Raw genomic sequence first — 18,742 nt, forward strand, 5'->3', positions numbered from 1 at the left:
CCGGGACATGCAAGTTCTCGTGAAGAATCCGAGACCCATGGTAGTTCCATATGGAACCAATTAAAAGTCGGTGTTTTCCCGCTTTACTGAGTTCGCGGCCGAGAGCGGCGGTTGGTAGCATCGAAACTAGTACCTCCGGCAGATTCCCCACGCATTGTTTGAAACACACAAGACGATGACGACCTCTCGACCCCTGAGCGACATCCTGGAAGGCGTTGCGATTCCGTACGCCTACAAGCTCGGGTACATGATCAATTCGTACCGCGAACCGTCGTTCCGGTCCATCGAAGCAAAGTACGGGTTGACGAGGCCGGAGATTCTTTCCTTGATCTTCCTGTACTTCAGAGACGGCATTTCCGCTTCAGACATCTGCGACTTTTCCGGACACCTGAAGAACAACATCAGCCGCGCCGTGACCACGCTGGAGAAGAAGGGGTTGATCCGACGGGAGCTTGACGAGATCGATCAGCGCAGGCAGGTCATATTCATCACGGCGTCCGGCCGCAAGATGCACAACCGATTCATGCCTGGGCTGGTTGAACGCGAGAAGGCAATGATGGAATGCCTGACGACCGAAGAGCGTCAGCAGTTGCAGCGGCTGCTGCGCAAGGTCTGCGCCAACGCACCGGCGTGGAGCGGCATAGACCATGTTTGATGGCTAGCCCACGGCGGGGCCGGTTTCTCGGCGGCGAGCCTGTGGCGCATGCGGCAGGGCGGACTGAGGGCCCGCATAGCGGCAGCGCGACGTCTGCGGCGTAGTCAATCGAGAGCTGATTTCGCTATACCGGGATATTGGCAGGGCCGTCGTGGAACAGCCGCGCTCGCGGGGCTGGGGTCAGTCGAATCGTCGAACGGATTTCGCGCATGTTCGGGCTTCATTCCCCGGCGACGCAGGGCTTCTCGGTCGCAATGTTTGGGACATGCGGCGGCTGTACGAAGAACATTCCCGGCCCGAAGTACTGCGACAGCTTGTCGCAGAAATTCCCTGGGGCCACCACGCAGAGCGAGCGCACACCGATCCTGCGCGCCGTTGTGCCATCGCTAGACCGATCCCGGCAGCTGACCCACCCGCAGCATGCCGGCCAGCACCCGGTGTTTGGACGCTTCGATATGCGCCATCATGTGGTCGAGCGCGCGTTCGCCATCCTTGGCGGCGAGTGCATGCAGGAACTCAAGGTGCTCTCGCATCGCGGGCACCACCTGAATCGGGCGCATGGAGTCGGCGTCGTAGCGGATCAGACGCACGTGAAGACTGTTGACCCGGTAGATCTCCGACAGAATCTCGTTGCCGATCGAATCGACCATTGAGTCGTGGAGGCCCCAGTCGACCGCCTGCGCGTCCTTCTCGAGCTGAGCGTCGGGATGGGGTCTTAGTGCGCGTTCCAGGATGGCCTCGTGGGCTTCGATGAGGCCCGCGATCGTCTCGGCGTTGGCGACCCGCGCAAAGTGGACCACCGCTTCGCGCTCCACCATTGCCCGCACCTGCCAGGCGTTCCGGATCAGCTTCATGTCGACGCTGGCGATCTGGAGGCCCCGTTTCGGTACCGTCTTGATGAGGCCGGCCGCCTCCAACCGAGGCACCAACTCGCGCACCGCAGCGAGCGGCATCTCCAGCAGTTCCATGAGCTCGCGCTGTGACACGAACTGCCCGGGTCGAATTCGCGCATCGATGATCTGCTGGCGAAAGCCCTCGTAGGCGCGGCCGCGCTGGTTCACCGGCTCCGATTCGAGGCCGCTGTGCGCCTGGCGTTTCGACAGTTCGGAGCGAGCGATGGCAATGGTGTTCATATCAATCATGGTACGTGGCGCAGGTGCTGCGGCAGCGACGTCAATCGTCTAGGGTAAATACTAGCATACGACTAACATGTTAGACAGGGTATAGTTGCATCACAGCAGGATATCAGACGCCTGTATTCATTGTCTTCATCACACATCGGAGCACTCTTTCATGGGTCTTGAACTCACCGGCGTCATTCCGCCGCTCGTCACACCTTTCACCGCCGACGGCAGCATCGATGAGGCTGCCTTCCGCAAGGTCATCCGCTTCAACCTCGACAAGAAAGTTCACGGCGTCTGTCCCGGTGGCAGCAGCGGCGAGGGCCATACGCTGACGATCGACGAGTTCAAGCGCCTCATGGAGATCACCGCCGCGGAAGTCGCCGGCGAAGTGCCCATCGTGGCCGGGATCATCTCCAACAGCACGCGTGACGCGATCAACCGCGCCAAGGCGATCTCGCACCTGCCGATCGCCGCGCTGCAGGTCACGCCGGTGCACTACCTGTTCAAGCCCGACGAGGACGCGACCTACCGCCATTTCAAGGCGCTGACCGAAGCGGTCGACATTCCCGTGATCATTTACAACGTCATACCGTGGAACTACCTGAACCCGGCACAGATGATCCGCCTCATGAAAGACCTGCCCGGCGTGCAAGGCATCAAGCAAAGCCAGGGCGACCTCAAGCTGATGGCCGACCTCCTGCTCGGCGTGCCGAAGGGCTGCAAGGTGTTCTCGGCCGTGGACGCGTTGCTGTACTCGTCGTTCGCGCTCGGGGCGCACGGCACGATCGCCGCCACCCCCGCCGCCTTGCCGGGCGTGTGCGTGGCACTGTGGAACACGGTGCAGGCCGGCGACCACGTGAAGGCGCTGGAGATGCACAAGTCGATGCTGGCGTTCTGGAACGCCGTCATCGGTGACAACCTGCCGGCGAATCTGAAGACGACCATCACGCTGCAGGGCTGCAACGCCGGCCTGCCGCGCGCACCCATGCCGCCCACCAGCGAAGCCCAAAAGGCCCGGATCAAGTCGGCGCTGGACGATGTGCTGCGCTTCGACGCCTGAGCGCGTCACATCCGCTCGGAGACAGGTGAACCCAATGAACATCAAACGTCGGCAGATTCTCAATTTCGGCGCGGTCGCCGCTGCGAGCAGCATGCTCGGCATGCCGGCCTGGGCGCAAGGCTTTCCGAACAAGCCGGTGACGCTCGTGGTGCCCTTCGCACCCGGCGGCAACACCGACATCGTCGCGCGCACCGTGGCCGTGGCGCTGGGCAAGGTGCTGAGCCAGTCAGTGGTGATCGACAACCGCGCGGGCGCCGGCGGCTCGATCGGCGCCATGCAGGTCGCCCGCGCCGCGCCTGACGGCTACACCTTGCTGCTGTGTGGTGCCGGCGTGGTGGTCACGGTCCCGGAAATGGTCAAGACCAGCTACAGCCGTTCGAACTTCGCGCCAATCGGTCTGGTGAACAAGAGCTCGATGGTGCTGCTCGCCCGCAAGAACGAGACCCGCTTCAAGAACTTCAAGGAACTCGCGGCCTACGCCCGTTCCGGCGAGGGCAAGCTGACCGCTGCGCACTCCGGACCGGGCACGCCCAACCACCTGGCGCTGCTGCAACTCGAGTCCTTGCTCAAGACCAAGTTCACGGTCGTCAGCTACAAGGGCTCGGGTCCCGCGCTGGTCGATCTGATCGGTGGCCAGGTCGACGTGCATTTCGATCAGGTCACCAGTTCGCTGCAGCACATCAAGGGCGGCACGCTCCAGCCGCTCGCGGTACTGGGCCCGGTGCAAGACCCGTCGCTTCCCGGTGTGCAGACTGTCGCAGAGCTCGGCTTTGGCGAGATCGACGGCACGACGTACGTCGGGGTCCTCGCGCCCAGCGGCACGCCCAAGGACGTGCAGGACAAGCTGGCCGCTGCTCTCGCACAGGCGATCAAGGATCCCCAGACAGTGAGCAGCGCCCGTGAACTCGGCAGCGTCGCCTTCTCCAGCACACCGCAGGAGTTCGCCCGGATCCTCGACACCGAGTACGCGCTGGCCACGCAGGCCACCAAGGACGGCCGCCTCAAGGCCGACTGAGCAGATTCACCCGCGCAGGCGCCCGAGCGCGAGCCGGCGCTGGCGCTGCCGTGTCCGCAACGGCGCGCGAAGCGCCCCGAACAGACGAATACCACCGTGAAGAAAATCCTCAACGACCCCAACGCCTACGTCGACGAAATGCTCGACGGCCTGTGCCTGGCCCACCCCGAACTGCAACGCCGCGGGGAGGACGGCCGCGTGGTGGTGCGCGCCATCGGCGCCGTGCCCGGCAAGGTGGGCATCGTCACCGGCGGCGGCTCGGGCCACCTGCCTGTCTTCCTCGGCTATGTTGGCGAAGGCCTGCTCGACAGCTGCGCCGTGGGCAACGTGTTCGCAGGCCCGCGCATGGGCGACTGCATCGAAGCGATGCGCGCGGCCGATGGCGGCGCGGGCGTGCTGCAGCTCTACGGCAACTACGGCGGCGATCGCATGAATTTCGACATGGCGGCCGAGATGCTCGAACTCGAGGGCATGCCGGTGGCGTCGGTCCGCGTCGCCGACGACGTGGCGAGTGCACCCGCAGCACAGCACGAGAAACGTCGCGGCGTGGCCGGCCTCGTGCTCGTCTACAAGGTTGCGGGCGCCAAGGCCGCCGGCGGCGCGAACCTGGAGACCGTGGCGGCGCTGGCACGCAAGGCCAACGACGCATGCCGGTCGATCGGCGTTGCGCTCAGCCCCTGCGTGGTGCCCGAGTCCGGCAAGGCCTCCTTCGCCCTCGGTGACCAAGAGGTGGAATTCGGCATGGGCATACATGGCGAGCCCGGCATCTGGCGCGGACCGCTCAAGTCGGCCAACGCGCTCGCCGATGAGATGCTCGAGCACGTAACGCCCGAGCTCACGCTGGCGCGAGGTGACCGTGTCACCGTGCTGGTCAACAGCCTCGGCGCCACGCCGGCCGAGGAACTCTACATCCTCTACCGCCGCGTGGCGGCCGTGCTGGCAGGCCGCGGCGTATCGATCGTGCGCCCGTTGGTGGGTCGCTACGCCACCTCGATGGAAATGGCCGGCGCGTCGCTCAGCGTGATGAAGCTCGACGCGGAACTTGAAGCCTTGCTGGCCGCCCCGGCGGTCTGCCCTTTCTGGAGCGTGCGCTGATGCTGGACGCTGCCACCCTCGCGGCTGCCCTGCCCCGCTGGTGCGCGGGCGTGCATGCCGCGGCGCGCGAACTGAATGCGCTCGACGGCCGCCTCGGCGACGCCGACCTCGGCGCCACGCTCGACAAATGCGCCACGCTGGTGGAACAGGCGCTGCCCGAAATGCCCGACACGCTGGAAGGCATTTTCAAGCGCTGCGCGCAGGCATCGGCCAAGGCTTCGGGATCGAGCTTCGGCACGCTGCTGACCGTCGCGCTCATGACCAGCGCGAAGCGCTGCGCGGGCGTGGCTTCGCTCGACCATCCGGCGCTCGCGGCGCTACTGGCAGAGGTGGTCAGCACGCTGTCGGCACGCGGTGGTGCGAGCCTGGGCGACAAGACCGTGCTCGATGGCCTGCAGGCCATCCACGTGGCGCTGGCCGCATCGCCCGAAAGCGCGGACGCGCGCCGCGTGGCCAGCGTCGCGGCGCGTTCCGCGCTCGACGCCTTCCGCCACAAGCCCAACCGCATCGGCCGCGCCCGCATGTTCGCCGACAAGACCATCGGCATGGAGGACCCCGGCATGGTGGCGCTGCTGCGCATGGTCGACGCCCTTTGACACTCGGCCCGCACCGCGTGCGCATTCTTTCCCGGAGACCCCAAACATGCTCGGACAAGTGATCGTCAGCGGCCTCGCGATGGGCTGCATCTACGCCCTGATCGCGCTCGGCTACGCCTACGTCTGGAACACCATGGCGATCGTCAACTTCGCGGCCGGCGAGTTCCTGACCTTCTCGGCCTTCGTCTTCGTCGCCACTTTCACGACCAGCCTGCACCTGCCTTTTTGGCTCGCGGCCATCCTGACCGCGGTGGTGATGGCCGTGCTCGGCGCGGTGTTCTCGCGCCTGGTGTTCGCGCGCCTGCAGCGGCAGAAGGCGCTCGTCGCCATCATCGCCACCGTGGGCTTCGGCATCTTCCTCAAGGAGATGGCTCGCATCATCTACGGGCCCGAGCCGCTGTTGTATGCCAGCCCGTTTGGCGACGGCGTGGTAACGGTGGGTGGACTGCGCGTTCCGGTGCAGCAGCTCGTGATCATGGCCGTCGTCGTCGTCGTGATGGCGCTCCAGTACCTGGTCCTGCGCTACACCACCATCGGAAAGGTGATGCGCGCCACCGCGCTGGACCGAGAGACGGCGCTGCTCATGGGGATTCCGGTGAACCGCGTGCTCGCCGGTACCTTCGCCTTTTCCGCGGTGCTGGCCGCGCTGGCCGGCATCCTGCTCGCGCCGCTCTTCTACGTGACGACCGAGATGGGAACGCTGGTGGGTCTCAAGGGATTCGTTGCGATGATCATCGGCGGCTTCGGCAGCGTGCCCGGCGCGATTCTCGGCGGCGTGCTTCTGGGCGTGATCGAGAACGTCGGCGCCTTCACGATCTCTTCGACCTACAAGGACGCGATCGCCTTCGGCGTGCTGCTCGTGTTCCTGCTCGTGCGCCCGCAGGGGCTGTTGCCCGAGCGCAATGCCGACCGTGCCTGAGGAGCTGCCATGACCAAGACCTGGATGCGCCCCGCGGCGTGGGTTGCCGTGCTCGCGGTCCTCGCGATGCCGATCGCGCTGGACCTCAACAGCTACTACCTGCACGTGCTCAACCTGGCGTGGATTTTCGCGATCGCCGCGCTGGGCCTGCAGGTGGCAACCGGCATCACCGGCCAGATCGTGCTCGGGCAGGCCGCGCTGGTGGGTTTCGGCGCCTACGCGACGGCGCTGTTCATGATGCGGCTGTCACTGCCGTGGTACCTCGCCCTCCTGGCAGCGATGCTGCTCACAGCTGCCGTGGGCGTGCTACTGGGCGCGGTGAGCACGCGCATCAAGGGCCACTACCTGGCCATCGTCACGCTGGCCCTCAACGAGATCTTCCGCATGGTGGCACTCAACGAGGAGTGGCTGACCGGCGGGCCGATGGGGATGCGCGACATCCCGACACTGAACATCCCTTCCCTCGGCGACAACATCGACAGGCAACTCTACTTCCCGCTGCTGGCGTTGTGCTTTGCGGCGTACGCCGCCACGGTGTTCTTCCACCGTACGCGCACGGGACGCAGCATGCGGGCCGTGCGCGACGACGAGATCGCCGCCGAGGCCATGGGCGTCGATTCGCGTCGCATGAAGACCATCGCCTTCGTGGTGTGCAGCGCCTGGGCGGCGCTGGCCGGCGCCATGTACGTCCTGCTCGTGGGCTTTGCGGCGCCGACCAACTTCACGGTCTTCGAGAGCATCAAGATGATGCTGATGGTGGTGCTCGGCGGGTTGGGCTCGATCGCTGGCACCTTTCTCGGCGCGGTCGTCATCACGGTCCTGCCCGAGGCATTGCGCGGGCTGCAAACCTACTACCTCGCTGCCTTCGGCATCGGCGTCGTGGTGATCCTGCTGGTGGCGCCGCGTGGCCTGGGCGTCGTGGGCGACTGGCTGCTGGGATCGTTTCTGACCGGCAAGCGCGAGGCCGTAGGCGAGGCGCCTGCGGCGCCGCTCAACCTCAGCGTTGCGGCAGGCGCCGCAGCCTCGGCGTTGGCCGGCCGCGCGCCGGCGGCGGTCGGCGGCGAGGCCTTGCTCAAGGTGCGCGGCGTCTCGCGCAGCTTCGGCGGGGTGAAGGCACTCAATGAAGTCAGCTTCGACGTGCGCCGCGGCGAGATCCTCGGGCTCATCGGTCCCAACGGCTCGGGCAAGTCGACCATGATCAACGCGTGCTCGGGCACGGTGGGCGTCGAGGGTTCGATCGAGCTGGGCAGCGACCGCATCGACAACCTGGCGCCGTGGACCATCCATGGCCGCGGCGTGGCGCGCATCTTCCAGAACGTGCGGTTGTGGGAATCGATGACGGTGCTGGAGAACGTCATGGTGGCCTACCGTGCGCCGCTCGACCAGGTGGGCGCGCGCGAGGCGCACAGCCGCGCGGCCGCACTGGAAGCGCTCGCCAGCATGGGCGTGGCGCATCTCGCCTACCGCCGCGGCGGCGACCTATCTTTCGGCCAGAGCCGGCTGGTCGAAATGGCGCGTGCCATCGTGAACAAGCCGCGGCTGCTGCTGCTCGACGAACCTGCCGCCGGCCTGCGCGGCGGCCTGATCCTGGAACTCGCGCAGATCCTGCAGCACCTGCGGTCGCAGGGCATGTCGATCCTGGTGGTCGAGCACCGCATCAAGCTGGTGATGAACATGTGCGACCGCGTCGTCGTGCTCAACCTCGGCAACAAGATCGCAGACGGGAGGCCCATGGAGGTCATGAATTCCCCTGCGGTGATCGAGGCCTACCTGGGCGAGCGCATTCCCGAGGAAGCGGCTCCGGAGCTGGCGCGCGAGCCGGCCACGGCGTGAGGTTTTCGCCCTCTTTTTCCATTCGTTCCCCTTCGTTTTCGTCAAGACATCACCTGGAGACACAAGCCATGAATAGACTTTCCATTCCCTTGCCTCGCGTCAGCTGGCTCGGTGCCGCAGCATTGCTGCTTTCCACACCGGCCATGGCCGACGCGCTGATCGGCGTGTCGCTGCCCCAGACCGGCCCCAAGGCGCTGGTGGGGCGCAATTTCAAGCAAGGCGTGGAGCTTGCGGTGAGCGAGATCAATGCCGCCGGCGGTGTGCTCGGCAAGCCGCTTGAGGTCGTGTTCGAGGATGATCAGGGCGACAACCCGAACGGCGCCATCAATGCCGTCAACAAGCTGATGCAAGTGAGCAAGGTGCCGGTGATGATTGGACCGCACTACTCGGTCACACAGATGGCGACGCAGAAAACGTACTGCAATGGCAAGGTAGTGTCCATCACCGGCGGCACCTCCGTTGCGATCACGCACAGTGGCTGCAATTACGTCATCCGCACGCGCTCGGACGACGACGTGCAGGCCAAGGCACTCATCGAGTACGCGCAGAAGGAGCTCAAGGCTGGCGAGAAAACGGCTGTCTTCTATGCCAACGACGACTTCGGCAAGTCGGGCCAGGCGCGTGTGGTGGCGCAGATGGCCACCCTGGGCCTGAAGCCCGTGGCCGTGGAAAGTCACAACCCGAGCGACAAGGACTATTCCGCCCAGCTCGCCAAGCTGCAGAAGTCCGGCGCGGAACTGGTGATCCTGTGGGCGCACGACACCGATGCGGCGCTGATCCTGCGCCAGGCCAAGCAGTTCGGCCTGCCCTTCAAGTTCGCCGGCGCGGTGCTCTCGGAAGAGGCCTTTCTCAAGCTGGCGGGCAGTGCGGCAGAGGGTTCGATGAGCGCCTCGTACTTCGTGCCCACGGATCCCAACCCGGCCGTGCAGGCGTTCGTCAAGAAGTACGAGGCCAAGTACAAGATGGCGCCTGACGTGTGGTCGGCCACCTACTACGACGCCACCATACTCGCGGCCAAGGCGATCAACGCGGCGAAGTCGGCCGACGTCCAGAAGATCCGCGCTGCCTTCCCGAACGTGAGTTACAGCGGCCTGCTGGCCGACTACAAGTGCGACCAGGCGGGCGACTGCAACAAGCAGGTGAACATCGTCGAGATCAAGGGCGGCCAGCCGGTCGTGCGCTCGGCGGTCAGGTTCTAAGGCAGCCTCCGCGCGAGGACAGCAATGATGAAAGCGGATCTGCCTCCTTCCTTGATCGCCCAGCCCCCGGAGCTCGAGCTCTCGCACGTCGACGTTTTCTATGGGAAGGCGCAGATCCTGTTCGATCTGTCGATACGTGCCTACCATGGACAGATCGTGGCCGTGATCGGGGCGAACGGCGCCGGCAAGTCGACCACGCTCAATCTGATCGTGGGGCGCCTGAAACCGACTGCCGGCAGCGTCGAGTTCTGTGGCCAGAGCATCCACGACCGCCCGATCGAGCAGATTGTCGCGGCCGGCATCGCCTGCGTGCCGCAGCGTCGGCGCATCTTCTCGACGCTCAGTGTCAAGGAGAACCTGGAGGTCGGCGCCTATGTGCGTCGACACGACAAGGCAGCCGTGAGCGAGACGCTGGACGAGGTGTACGAGCTCTTCCCTGTGCTCAAGCGCAAATCCAATGAGATGGGCGGCGTGCTGTCCGGCGGCGAGCAGCAGATGCTCGCCGTCGCCCGTGGCCTGATGGCCGGGCCGCGCGTGCTGCTTCTCGACGAACCCTCAATGGGCCTGTCGCCCAAGCTCACCACGGAGATGTTCCTGGACATCCGCCGCATTGCCCGCGCTGGTCGCACAGTGGTCATCGTCGAGCAGAACGCGTTCGCCGCGCTGAGCGTTGCCGACCACGGCTATGTGCTGGAAGGCGGGCGCATCGCCCTAGCGGGCCCGGCCCACCAACTGCTGCACGACGACCACGTGCGCGACGCCTACCTGGGCGCCTGAATCACATCAGCATCCGCAATGGCCTTTCACAAATCCCTCGGCGAGACCGCACGCGCGGTCGAGTCCCTGCTGCCTGAGTTCCGGGCGATCTTCGGCGACCGGGCCGTCACCTCGGCTGCGGTGCGGGCGCATCACAGCCACGGCGAGGGCCTTCCCGACCCGGGGCTGCCCGATCTCGTGCTGTTCCCTCTCACCAACGAGGAGGTGGCCGCGGCCGCGCGGCTGTGCCACCGCGCCGAGGTGCCGATCATCGCCTTCGGCAGCGGCACTTCGATGGAAGGTCACGTGGCGGCGATTCACGGCGGGGTGTGCATCGACCTCTCGCGCATGGACCGCGTGCTGGAGGTCTCCACCGATTCGATGGACTGTCGCGTGCAGGCCGGCGTGACGCGCGAGCAGCTCAACGAGCACCTTCGCGCCAGTGGTCTCTTCTTCGCGGTGGACCCGGGCGCCAACGCCTCGCTCGGCGGCATGGCGTCGACGCGCGCCTCGGGCACGGCGGCCGTGCGCTACGGCACCATGCGCGAAACCGTCATGGGCCTCACGGTAGTTACCCCCGACGGCCGCGTCGTCCGCACCGGCTCGCGGGCGCGCAAGTCGGCGTCGGGTTTCGATCTCACACGCCTCTACGTAGGCAGCGAAGGGCTGCTGGGCATCATCACCGAGGTCCAGCTGCGCCTCTTCGGCCTGCCCGAGCACGTGGTCGCCGCGGTTTGCCAGTTCGCTAGCCTGCACGCAGCCATGGACACCGTGATCGCCACCCTGCAGCTGGGCGTGCCGGTGGCGCGCATCGAGTTGCTCAACGACGTGCAGATGGACGCATGCATCCGCTACTCGAGACTCGACGAGTTCGAGGCACGGCCCACGCTGTTCGTCGAATTCCACGGCAGCGAAGGGGCCGTGGCCGAGCAGGTCGAGACGGTGCAGTCACTCGCCAGCGACAACGGCGGAAGCGGGTTCCGCTATGCGCACCGGCCCGAAGAGCGCTCGCGCCTGTGGAAGGCGCGGCACTCCTGCTACCACGCCAACCTGGCGATGCATCCGGGCTGGAGTTCGATGGGAACCGACGCCTGCGTGCCGATCTCGGCACTGGTCGAGTGCATCACCGAGACCGAAGCCGACATCCGCGAAAGCGGGCTCTACGCACCGATCGTCGGCCACGTGGGGGACGGTAACTTCCACCTCGGGATCATCTACAACGACGCGGATCGGACGGCGCGTGGCAAGGCCGAGGCGCTGGCCGAGCGTGTCGCGCTGCGCGCAATACGGATGGGCGGCACTTGCACCGGTGAGCACGGCGTCGGGCTGCACCGCATAGGCCAGATCGAAGTCGAGCACGGTGAGGCTATTGAACTGATGCGTGACATCAAACGTGCACTTGACCCATTAGGAATCATGAACCCAGGCAAGATGCTGCGCATGTGACTACGGGCGATCTGGTTCAGGGTCCGGACCGGTCGCTTTCCATTGCTTCAAGTGCGGGGCCCTCGCGCTATTCGCCAGGCCGATTCTGGAGCGTGGGTTGCCCCGCAGGCGACGCGTTTGGGCGCGACGATCGATCAGGTCGATATCGGTCCAGAAGCGGACGGTCGCCGATGTGGCAGGCTGGGGGCAGTTCAGCCATTCATTCATAAGCGCCTCATGGCATCGGCGGATTCCGTCCATCGTTTGCCAGCGCGATCGTGTGGGCGAGGCAAACCTCCATCGCCATCTCGCAACCAGGCGGTTAAAGTGAGCGAGAGCATTCCCCTGGGCGCGCACGCGAGAGTGAGGAACAACATGTCTTGGACCTCGGTCATACCTCCGATTCTTGATTGGTCGTTTCGAATTCTCGGCCTGACGACGCACGTACGGGTGCGCACCCACCTCGGACAGTTCTTCGGAAAGGATGGCGAGCCAGGTACGGTTGCCCTCTTCGTAAACGTCACCAACGTCTCCCTGGCCCAGGATGCAGAGATCACGCATGTCTGGATAGAGACGGCAAAGGGGCAAGTCGCCCCAGACCACTACCAGCGACCGCTTCCTGTGCGGCTACGTCCCAAACAGACCTGGGAGACGTGGGTCAGCCTCAAAGCGCTGATGGCCGCCGATCCAACGAATGCTGACCAGCTCGCACGAGTTCGGCTGAGCGACGGACGAGTTGTGAAGGGCAGGCCAGACAGGAACGTTCCGCATGCCGGATACGTGGCAGGTGGAGCACACACATCAAGGTGAGCATCAAGGAACCCGAGGCAAGGGGTTCCCGACGGCGGGGCTATTGAGATGGAAACGAACACGCGCTCCCGGTGCGCCTGCAGATAGGTCCCACACCCCTCACCGGGTATGTCGTTTCCAAGCTTCTGACGAGTTCAGATGGAGCTATCCTGCTCATCTGTTGTCATAGAGGGAACCTCAGTTTTGACCAAGACCGAACTTATCGCCGCGATCGCTGCGGACACTAACCTCAGCAAGGCCGATGCTGGCCGTGTACTCGACTCGGCGCTTGAAAACCTGACGCGGGCTCTGGCACGTGGAGAAGCCGTGCAGCTCATCGGGTTTGGCAATTTCACCGTCGCGAGCCGTGCCGAGCGTACCGGCCGCAATCCATCGACCGGCGAGCCGATGACGATCAAGGCGAGCAAGGTGCCGAAATTCACGGCAGGCAAAGCCCTGAAGGATGCTGTCAACGCGTCAGCGTAGTTGCGCCAGCACGAACGCCAGGTCGACCCACACCGCGCGCGGCGCGCCCGGGGCCACGAACTGCTCGTTGCGCCATGCATCCGGCGGCAACACCGCGCCGCCGGCATCGAAGCCGTTGCGGGCGAGCTGGCCGGCGCTGGCGTAGCGGCGGTTGAACACGTTCGCCACCTTCGCGACGAGTTCGACGCTGCGGCCCGGCTTCCAGTTCGTCGTGAGATCGAGCAACGCATAGCCGCCGAGGTGGCCGCTGCCGTTGAACCCGACACCATCGGGCGTGTGCGCGCCGTTCTCGTTGCCGCGCACGAATTGCCTCGAGTAGGCGCGGTACTGGGCGCCCACACCCCAAGCCGGCGTGACGCGCCAATCGACGTTGAACTTGAGCTGGTGGTCCGGCAGGCCGGTCGCCGCGCCGCACCGCGATCTCGCTAGCAACCGGCTCGACCTCAAGGGGTCTTCCGCCGAGGCATCCGCGCAAGGGCTAGCGCGGTGGCCTTGCCGACACTGCATTCGCGACCAGGAACGAAAACTGATCCGGATCTGTCCCTTTTGGAAGGGAGCGCACCCCGCGGGCGCCCATGAAGAATGCCCGCATCGGTGCGGGCAAATGAAGCCTGAAAGACCTCACGGGATCTGATCAGCGATCAGTTCGATGGCTTCGGATCAATCAAGACCAAGGCGCCGGCGTTCATTTCTTCATCGCCATTGCCTTGATGTCGGCCTTGCCCTTCGCCTCTTCTGCCTTGGCCGATGTCACGCATGCTTTCTTGGCATCGCCCTTCTGGTCGTCGCATTTCTCCTTGGCGACACTGTAGGCGGCCTCCACCTTGGCCTCGGCCACCTTGCGCGCATTGCCGTCGCTGGGCTTGCGCTGCTGGTCGAGCTCGGCCTTGGCGACCTTTTCCTTGCCCTTGGCTTCCTCGATGCAGACGTCCTTGGCGTTGTCCTTCATAGCGTCGCACAGGGCCTTGGCAGCCTTGTAGTCGGCTGCGATCTTGTCGCGGGCGGCCTTGTATTCGGCATCGACCGGATCGACCGCCGCAGCCGGCGGCGGCTGGGTGGCCTGCGCGCCGGCCTGGCCGGCAACCAGGCACGATGACGCAATGGCGAACATCAACAGAAGTTCTTTCATGGTGATTTCTCCTTGACGTCGGCGTGAGGTCCGACATCAACAGCAAATGTAGAAATCGGCCGAGTCACGCAAAGGTAGGACGCGCCGTGGAGCGGTCGTAGGACATACCGCATGCTGACTCGCGCTGCCCCAGCTTGGCTGGTTATGGCAGGCCGTGGGGGCGCCGCAGGACGGAGGCATAGAAGCGCGTGCCGAGGGCCACACCACCGGCGCCAAGCATCAGCGCATGGCGCGATTCCGCCCTCACCCGTCACGTTCACGCCGAACGCGTCCGAAGCCGGCTACAACGCGGCGGTCACAATGATCTCGACTCGCAGGTCCGGCGCCGCGAGCTTGGCCTCGCAGGTCGCACGGGTGGGCATCGCATCGGCAGGTATCCATGCCGCCCAGGCCGCGTTCAGGCCGGTGAAATCGCGCTCGATGTCCTGCAGCCAGATTTGGACCGACAGCAGGCGCGACTTGTTCGTGCCGACGCTCGCGAGGTAGCCGTCGATCTTGGCGAGGATGTCGGCGGTCTGCGCCTGTGCGTCGCCGCTGCGATCGGTCGCGGTGACCCCGGCGACGTAGACCACCGAGTTGTGCACGACGATGCGGGAAAGGCGTGCGTTGGAGTCGTAGCGCTGGATGTCGCTCATGATGAACTTCCTTCTTGGAGTGGTTGAAACGATGCAGCCGCTCGACGCGCGAAGCGCTCGACGGCGAACGGTTCGATGGGCAGCGTGCTGCGGCCTTCCGTCACGAGCTCGGCGACGATCTGCCCGCCAATCGGCCCGAGCTCGAAGCCGTGTGCGGAGAAGCCGAAGGCATGGACGAGGTTCGGTGCCGCGCGGCTCGGGCCGATCACGGGGATGCCGTCGGGCATGAAGGCCTCGACGCTGGCCCAGGCGCGGTTGACGCCAAGCGGCTTCAGGTGCGGGAACAGGGCGGTCACCGTGCGCGCGCTGCTCGCCAGCTTGGGCATGTCGACGATGCCGTGTCTCGCGTCGAGATCGGCGGCGCAGCGCAGGCCACCGCCGATCAGCACGGTGCCGTTCGCGAATTGCTTGAAGGACAGCGGCCGGCCGGTCGCGCCGAGCACCGGCGTGACGAAGGGCGGCGCGCGATGGGTGATCATGAGCATCAGTCCGCCGGCTTCGAGCGGCACCGCATCGCCGGCCTGCGCGGCGAGTGCGCCGGCCCAGGCGCCCGCGGTGTTGACCAGATGGGTGGCGTCGAAGCTGCCACGCGTGGTCGCCACGTGCCAGCGACCGGCACGATGGTCGATGCGTTCGACGCGCGTCTCTTCGTGCACTTCGGCCCCGGCGCGCTGGGCTGCGAGGCGGAATGCGGTGACGGCGCGGTACGGCAGGGCATGGCCGTCGTCGCGAACCCAGATGCCTCCGACGACGTGCGGCGCAATGGCGGGCACGAGTTCGCCGACCTGCTGCGCGTCGACGAGTTCTTCATGATCGAAACCGAGCGACTGGAGATGCGCGACTGTGTCGCGCAGCATCTGCAGCTCATCGTCGGTTTCGGCAATCTTCAACTGGCCGCTGGGCGCGAAACCCGCGTCGTCGCCGACGAGCTCTGCCAGGTGGTGCCACAGCGTGCGCGACGCCAGCGCAAGCGGGATCTCGGCGACGTGGCGGCCCAGCGTGCGCACGCCGCCCGCGTTCACGCCGGACGCATGGCGGCCGCAGAATTCGGCCTCCAGCACGATGACCTCGAGTCCGCGCCGCGCGAGGTGCAGCGCGCTCGACAGGCCGTGCAGGCCGCCGCCGACGACGATCGCGTCCGCCGATCGCTTCATGCCACGCTTCGATCCGCGCCGGCGAGTTCGCCCAGCGAGATCGGCTTGATGGGCGGTCGGATTCGGTAGTAGCCCACTTCCGCCGGGGTCACCCCGCGCGCGTCCGCGATCAGCTCGGTCACGGTCAGGCCGCATTGGCGCCCCTGGCACGGGCCCATGCCGCAACGCCCGAAGGCCTTCGCCTGGTTCGGTCCATGGCAGCCGAGCTCCACGAAATGCCGGATGTCGCCGGCGGCGACTTCCTCGCAGCGGCACACGATCACGTCGTCGGCCGGAATGCGATTGGCCTTCTTGGGCCGGTACAGGGCATCGAGAAAGGGACGGATGCGCAGCTGGTCGCGCAACGCCGAACGAAGCGGTCCAGCGAGCCCGTCGCGCTCGCCGAGCGTGATTCGGCCCAGCGCATGCATCGCACCGAGCGCCGCGAGCTCGCCCTGCAGCGCCGCCGCCAGCGCGCCGCCGATGCCAAGACCATCGCCGGCAACATGGATGCCGGGCACGTCCAGCGCGCCCCAGGCGTCCGCCTCGGGCTGCCAGCAGAGCTGCGCATCGTCCCATTTGTGTTTGGCCCGTAGCGACCAAGTGAACTGCGTGTTCGGCACGACGCCGTGGTGCAGGAGCAGCGTCGAGGTCTCGATGCGATGGGCCTTGCCGCCGATCGTGAAGCGCAGCGCCTCGACCCCGTCCCGGCCTTGCGCGGCGAGGTTCTCCGCACCGGTATGGAATGGCACACCGGCGCGCTTGAGCACGCGCATGAGCGACAGACCCTTCTTCAGATAACGCCAGCCGGCAAGCGCGCCGCCGAGGTGCGGGAGCGCGCGGCGGTAGTCCTCGATCGATGTCGTGTCGACCAGTGCGCGGATAGGCACGCCGGCGCGCACGTACTGCCAGCCGAGCAGGTAGAGGAGCGGTCCGCAGCCCGCCAGCACGACTGGCTCGACCGGCACCACATCGGCGCTCTTCAGGAGGATCTGCGCGGCACCTGCGGTGAGCACGCCCGGCAGCGTCCAGCCCGGGATCGGGAACGGACGCTCCATGGCACCGGAGCAGAGCACGACACGTTCGGCCTGGAGTGTCGCGGTCGCACCGTCATGCAGGTAATGCACCGCACCTTCGGGCGTCACCTGCCAGACGGCTGCATTCGTGACGTGCCGGGCACCGCTCGCGGCGAAGGCCTCGGCAAGCGAGCGGCCGGCGGCGTAGTCCGGCCCGAGCAGGTCGACCCGGCGTGCCGGCGCGTCGGTGATGGCACGGTAGATCTGGCCGCCCACAGCGCGTTGCTCGTCGAGCACCACGACATGGGCGCCGAGCCGCGCGGCGACGATGGCAGCCGACATGCCGGCCGGGCCGGCGCCGACGATGGCGATATCGCAACGCTCACTCGACATGCGCGGCCTCCTCGGAAACGGCGGCCCCGCCGCAATCCAAGGAACGCAGCCCCGCCTGCGTTCTCACCTGCATGCCCTCGGTCACCGCGACGAGGCAGCTCTGCCGGTTCGGTTGCCCGTCGATCTCGACGAGGCAATCGAAGCACGCGCCCATCATGCAATAGGGCGCGCGCGGCGCGCCGCTCACGGGCGTGGTGCGAAAGGTCGAGACGCCGTTGGCAAGCAAGGCCGCCGCCACGCTGCAGCCGACCGGCGCCCGCATGGCGCGGCCATCGAAGTAGAGGCCGACCGTGGGCTCGCCGCGCGGCGAAGCGTCGATCGGAAAGAGGGGGCGAAAGCGGACGTTAATGGGCATGGTGGAAGGTTTCGTTGCCGTTGAGGAAGCGGTCGCCGCCGAAGGACTCGATGCCGACCGGGACGCCGTGCCCGGCACTGCCGGCGATCCATGGCGCGATCGAGAAGACGTGGTTGGCAGCCAGGGTCACGCCGCTGTGGCAGGTCACGACAAAGGCGCCCGGGCATTGCGTCGATGCCTGGTAGATGGGGAAGCCGTCGGGCGTCATCACGCGCAACGCGCCCCATGCGCGCACGAGGCGCAGGCTCTCCAGCGCCGGGAAACTGCGCACCCCGCGGCGCGCGATGGTGCTGAGCACGTCGACGGTCGTACCGTCGTCGAGCCCGACGTCCTCCAGCGAGTCGCCGAGCTGGACTGTGCCTTCGTCCGTCTGGCGCACGTAGGTGGTCGGATGGTCGAGGAACCTGGCGACGCGCTCGCCGACCAGCACCTGGCCCCGGTTGGGCCGCACCGGGGCGTGCAGGCCGATCTGCGGCGCCAGCTCGCGGTTGCCGAGGCCGGCCGCGAGCACCACGCGCGGCGCGCGCCATGTGGTCGCGCCCGCCTCGAGATCGAAGCCGTTCGCCCGCGGCGTGATGCGCGTCGCGCGGCTGCCGTGCGCGAAATGCACGCCGCGATGCCGGCAGGCCGCGTGCAGCGCGCGCAGCAGCTTGAGCGGATTGGCGTGGCCATCCATCGGTGTGTAGCTCGCGCCGGCGACCGCGGGTCCGATGCCGGGCAGCCTCGCCTTGAGAGATGCGTGGTCCAGCATCTCGAAGGCGTAGTCGCCATCGAGTGCATCGCGGATGCTGCGCAGCCGCTCTTCACGGCTTTGCAGCTCATCGTCGGAAAAGCAGAAGTGAAAGCCGCCGGGCTGGCGCAGCTGCACGTCGACGCCGCCGTCGTCGGCCAGCGCGCGGGCGAGCTGCGGCCATTGCGCGGCGGACGTCATCGTCCAGCGCGCGTACGGCGCCATGCCGAAGCCCTTGCCCTGGACCCATACGAGTCCGAAGTTGCCGCGCGACGCGCGGAACGCATCGTCGCCCTCGTCGAGGACGGTGACGCGAATGCCGTTGCGTGCCGCGCCGTAGGCCAGCGCGGTGCCGACCAGGCCGCCGCCGACGACGATCAAATCACTTGTGTTCATGGA

General features: G+C 66.4%; 20 protein-coding genes and 1 pseudogene. 13 read left to right on the plus strand and 8 right to left on the minus strand.

From position 1 onward, the window contains the following. Positions 1-175: 175 nt before the first annotated feature. Together ACSQ9I_RS36835 and ACSQ9I_RS36840 are read left to right on the plus strand one after the other, a co-directional pair. Positions 176-655, plus strand: coding sequence for a MarR family winged helix-turn-helix transcriptional regulator (locus tag ACSQ9I_RS36835; protein ID WP_436316889.1), 480 nt, complete (start codon positions 176-178; stop codon positions 653-655). A 97-nt stretch (positions 656-752) separates the two neighbouring features. Beyond that, a pseudogene (locus ACSQ9I_RS36840) lies at positions 753-992 on the plus strand (DUF1016 N-terminal domain-containing protein); the annotation flags it as partial. A 49-nt stretch (positions 993-1,041) separates the two neighbouring features. Here the strand turns inward: ACSQ9I_RS36840 and ACSQ9I_RS36845 are convergent. Beyond that, entirely contained in the window at positions 1,042-1,788 is a 747-nt protein-coding gene (locus ACSQ9I_RS36845) for a GntR family transcriptional regulator (RefSeq protein WP_436316890.1), read from the minus strand. Positions 1,789-1,948: 160 nt separating this feature from the next. On the opposite strand from ACSQ9I_RS36845, the gene ACSQ9I_RS36850 reads away from it, so the two are divergent. The 11 genes from ACSQ9I_RS36850 (at position 1,949) to ACSQ9I_RS36900 (ending at position 12,952) form a co-directional block, all read left to right on the plus strand. Further along, a complete protein-coding gene (locus tag ACSQ9I_RS36850) occupies positions 1,949-2,839 on the plus strand; it encodes a dihydrodipicolinate synthase family protein (protein ID WP_436316891.1) in 891 nt (296 codons plus the stop codon). Positions 2,840-2,873: 34 nt separating this feature from the next. Next, positions 2,874-3,854: a Bug family tripartite tricarboxylate transporter substrate binding protein gene (locus ACSQ9I_RS36855; protein ID WP_436316892.1), complete on the plus strand. Its 981-nt coding sequence runs from the start codon at positions 2,874-2,876 to the stop codon at positions 3,852-3,854. Between the two features lie 96 nt (positions 3,855-3,950). Further along, positions 3,951-4,949, plus strand: a complete 999-nt coding sequence (locus tag ACSQ9I_RS36860; protein WP_436316893.1) for a dihydroxyacetone kinase subunit DhaK — start codon at positions 3,951-3,953, stop codon at positions 4,947-4,949. After that, positions 4,949-5,545 carry a DAK2 domain-containing protein gene (locus ACSQ9I_RS36865; RefSeq protein ID WP_436316894.1) on the plus strand — a complete coding sequence of 199 codons (597 nt, stop codon included), beginning with the start codon at positions 4,949-4,951 and terminating at the stop codon, positions 5,543-5,545. Before ACSQ9I_RS36860 ends, ACSQ9I_RS36865 begins: the two co-directional genes overlap by 1 nt. A gap of 46 nt (positions 5,546-5,591) precedes the next feature. After that, positions 5,592-6,464, plus strand: coding sequence for a branched-chain amino acid ABC transporter permease (locus ACSQ9I_RS36870; protein ID WP_436316895.1), 873 nt, complete (start codon positions 5,592-5,594; stop codon positions 6,462-6,464). 9 nt (positions 6,465-6,473) lie between these two features. Beyond that, positions 6,474-8,297: a branched-chain amino acid ABC transporter ATP-binding protein/permease gene (locus tag ACSQ9I_RS36875; RefSeq protein WP_436316896.1), complete on the plus strand. Its 1,824-nt coding sequence runs from the start codon at positions 6,474-6,476 to the stop codon at positions 8,295-8,297. 68 nt (positions 8,298-8,365) lie between these two features. Beyond that, the gene (locus tag ACSQ9I_RS36880; RefSeq protein ID WP_436316897.1) at positions 8,366-9,496 is read left to right on the plus strand and encodes an ABC transporter substrate-binding protein; all 1,131 of its coding nucleotides are present in this window, start codon (positions 8,366-8,368) and stop codon (positions 9,494-9,496) included. Between the two features lie 24 nt (positions 9,497-9,520). Next, positions 9,521-10,273, plus strand: coding sequence for an ABC transporter ATP-binding protein (locus ACSQ9I_RS36885; protein ID WP_436316898.1), 753 nt, complete (start codon positions 9,521-9,523; stop codon positions 10,271-10,273). 18 nt (positions 10,274-10,291) lie between these two features. Further along, a complete protein-coding gene (locus ACSQ9I_RS36890) occupies positions 10,292-11,698 on the plus strand; it encodes an FAD-binding oxidoreductase (RefSeq protein ID WP_436316899.1) in 1,407 nt (468 codons plus the stop codon). A gap of 306 nt (positions 11,699-12,004) precedes the next feature. Then, positions 12,005-12,487: a hypothetical protein gene (locus ACSQ9I_RS36895; protein WP_436316900.1), complete on the plus strand. Its 483-nt coding sequence runs from the start codon at positions 12,005-12,007 to the stop codon at positions 12,485-12,487. A gap of 183 nt (positions 12,488-12,670) precedes the next feature. After that, positions 12,671-12,952, plus strand: a complete 282-nt coding sequence (locus ACSQ9I_RS36900) for an HU family DNA-binding protein (RefSeq protein WP_436293079.1) — start codon at positions 12,671-12,673, stop codon at positions 12,950-12,952. On the opposite strand, the gene ACSQ9I_RS36905 is transcribed toward ACSQ9I_RS36900, so the two are convergent. The 7 genes from ACSQ9I_RS36905 to ACSQ9I_RS36935 form a co-directional block, all read right to left on the minus strand. After that, a complete protein-coding gene (locus tag ACSQ9I_RS36905; protein WP_436316901.1) occupies positions 12,944-13,384 on the minus strand; it encodes a TonB-dependent receptor domain-containing protein in 441 nt (146 codons plus the stop codon). The genes ACSQ9I_RS36900 and ACSQ9I_RS36905 overlap by 9 nt on opposite strands. A gap of 253 nt (positions 13,385-13,637) precedes the next feature. Next, positions 13,638-14,081, minus strand: coding sequence for a hypothetical protein (locus ACSQ9I_RS36910; RefSeq protein WP_436316902.1), 444 nt, complete (start codon positions 14,079-14,081; stop codon positions 13,638-13,640). A 281-nt stretch (positions 14,082-14,362) separates the two neighbouring features. Beyond that, on the minus strand, positions 14,363-14,716 hold the full coding sequence (locus ACSQ9I_RS36915) for a RidA family protein (RefSeq protein ID WP_093110670.1): 354 nt from the start codon (positions 14,714-14,716) through the stop codon (positions 14,363-14,365). Continuing rightward, positions 14,713-15,870 carry an NAD(P)/FAD-dependent oxidoreductase gene (locus ACSQ9I_RS36920; RefSeq protein ID WP_436316903.1) on the minus strand — a complete coding sequence of 386 codons (1,158 nt, stop codon included), beginning with the start codon at positions 15,868-15,870 and terminating at the stop codon, positions 14,713-14,715. The genes ACSQ9I_RS36915 and ACSQ9I_RS36920 overlap by 4 nt, the downstream gene beginning before the upstream one ends. Continuing rightward, positions 15,867-17,258: an FAD-dependent oxidoreductase gene (locus ACSQ9I_RS36925; RefSeq protein WP_436293083.1), complete on the minus strand. Its 1,392-nt coding sequence runs from the start codon at positions 17,256-17,258 to the stop codon at positions 15,867-15,869. Before ACSQ9I_RS36925 ends, ACSQ9I_RS36920 begins: the two co-directional genes overlap by 4 nt. After that, the gene (locus tag ACSQ9I_RS36930) at positions 17,248-17,613 is read right to left on the minus strand and encodes a (2Fe-2S)-binding protein (protein WP_093110676.1); all 366 of its coding nucleotides are present in this window, start codon (positions 17,611-17,613) and stop codon (positions 17,248-17,250) included. Before ACSQ9I_RS36930 ends, ACSQ9I_RS36925 begins: the two co-directional genes overlap by 11 nt. Continuing rightward, positions 17,603-18,739, minus strand: coding sequence for an NAD(P)/FAD-dependent oxidoreductase (locus ACSQ9I_RS36935; RefSeq protein WP_436293084.1), 1,137 nt, complete (start codon positions 18,737-18,739; stop codon positions 17,603-17,605). Before ACSQ9I_RS36935 ends, ACSQ9I_RS36930 begins: the two co-directional genes overlap by 11 nt. Positions 18,740-18,742: the final 3 nt, after the last annotated feature.

The sequence above is a fragment of the Variovorax sp. LjRoot84 genome, assembly GCF_964254305.1.
In the GTDB taxonomy this organism is placed as follows: domain Bacteria; phylum Pseudomonadota; class Gammaproteobacteria; order Burkholderiales; family Burkholderiaceae_C; genus Variovorax.

Excerpts from the sequence above, each read along its gene's own strand:
- ACSQ9I_RS36855 (WP_436316892.1), top strand. The coding sequence starts at position 2,874 with ATGAACATCAAACGTCGGCAGATTCTCAATTTCGGCGCGGTCGCCGCT.
- ACSQ9I_RS36920 (WP_436316903.1), bottom strand. The coding sequence starts at position 15,870 with ATGAAGCGATCGGCGGACGCGATCGTCGTCGGCGGCGGCCTGCACGGC.
- ACSQ9I_RS36915 (WP_093110670.1), bottom strand. The coding sequence starts at position 14,716 with ATGAGCGACATCCAGCGCTACGACTCCAACGCACGCCTTTCCCGCATC.
- ACSQ9I_RS36875 (WP_436316896.1), top strand. The coding sequence starts at position 6,474 with ATGACCAAGACCTGGATGCGCCCCGCGGCGTGGGTTGCCGTGCTCGCG.
- ACSQ9I_RS36835 (WP_436316889.1), top strand. The coding sequence starts at position 176 with ATGACGACCTCTCGACCCCTGAGCGACATCCTGGAAGGCGTTGCGATT.
- ACSQ9I_RS36890 (WP_436316899.1), top strand. The coding sequence starts at position 10,292 with ATGGCCTTTCACAAATCCCTCGGCGAGACCGCACGCGCGGTCGAGTCC.
- ACSQ9I_RS36910 (WP_436316902.1), bottom strand. The coding sequence starts at position 14,081 with ATGAAAGAACTTCTGTTGATGTTCGCCATTGCGTCATCGTGCCTGGTT.
- ACSQ9I_RS36925 (WP_436293083.1), bottom strand. The coding sequence starts at position 17,258 with ATGTCGAGTGAGCGTTGCGATATCGCCATCGTCGGCGCCGGCCCGGCC.
- ACSQ9I_RS36850 (WP_436316891.1), top strand. The coding sequence starts at position 1,949 with ATGGGTCTTGAACTCACCGGCGTCATTCCGCCGCTCGTCACACCTTTC.
- ACSQ9I_RS36935 (WP_436293084.1), bottom strand. The coding sequence starts at position 18,739 with ATGAACACAAGTGATTTGATCGTCGTCGGCGGCGGCCTGGTCGGCACC.
- ACSQ9I_RS36880 (WP_436316897.1), top strand. The coding sequence starts at position 8,366 with ATGAATAGACTTTCCATTCCCTTGCCTCGCGTCAGCTGGCTCGGTGCC.
- ACSQ9I_RS36845 (WP_436316890.1), bottom strand. The coding sequence starts at position 1,788 with ATGAACACCATTGCCATCGCTCGCTCCGAACTGTCGAAACGCCAGGCG.
- ACSQ9I_RS36885 (WP_436316898.1), top strand. The coding sequence starts at position 9,521 with ATGATGAAAGCGGATCTGCCTCCTTCCTTGATCGCCCAGCCCCCGGAG.
- ACSQ9I_RS36865 (WP_436316894.1), top strand. The coding sequence starts at position 4,949 with ATGCTGGACGCTGCCACCCTCGCGGCTGCCCTGCCCCGCTGGTGCGCG.
- ACSQ9I_RS36930 (WP_093110676.1), bottom strand. The coding sequence starts at position 17,613 with ATGCCCATTAACGTCCGCTTTCGCCCCCTCTTTCCGATCGACGCTTCG.
- ACSQ9I_RS36870 (WP_436316895.1), top strand. The coding sequence starts at position 5,592 with ATGCTCGGACAAGTGATCGTCAGCGGCCTCGCGATGGGCTGCATCTAC.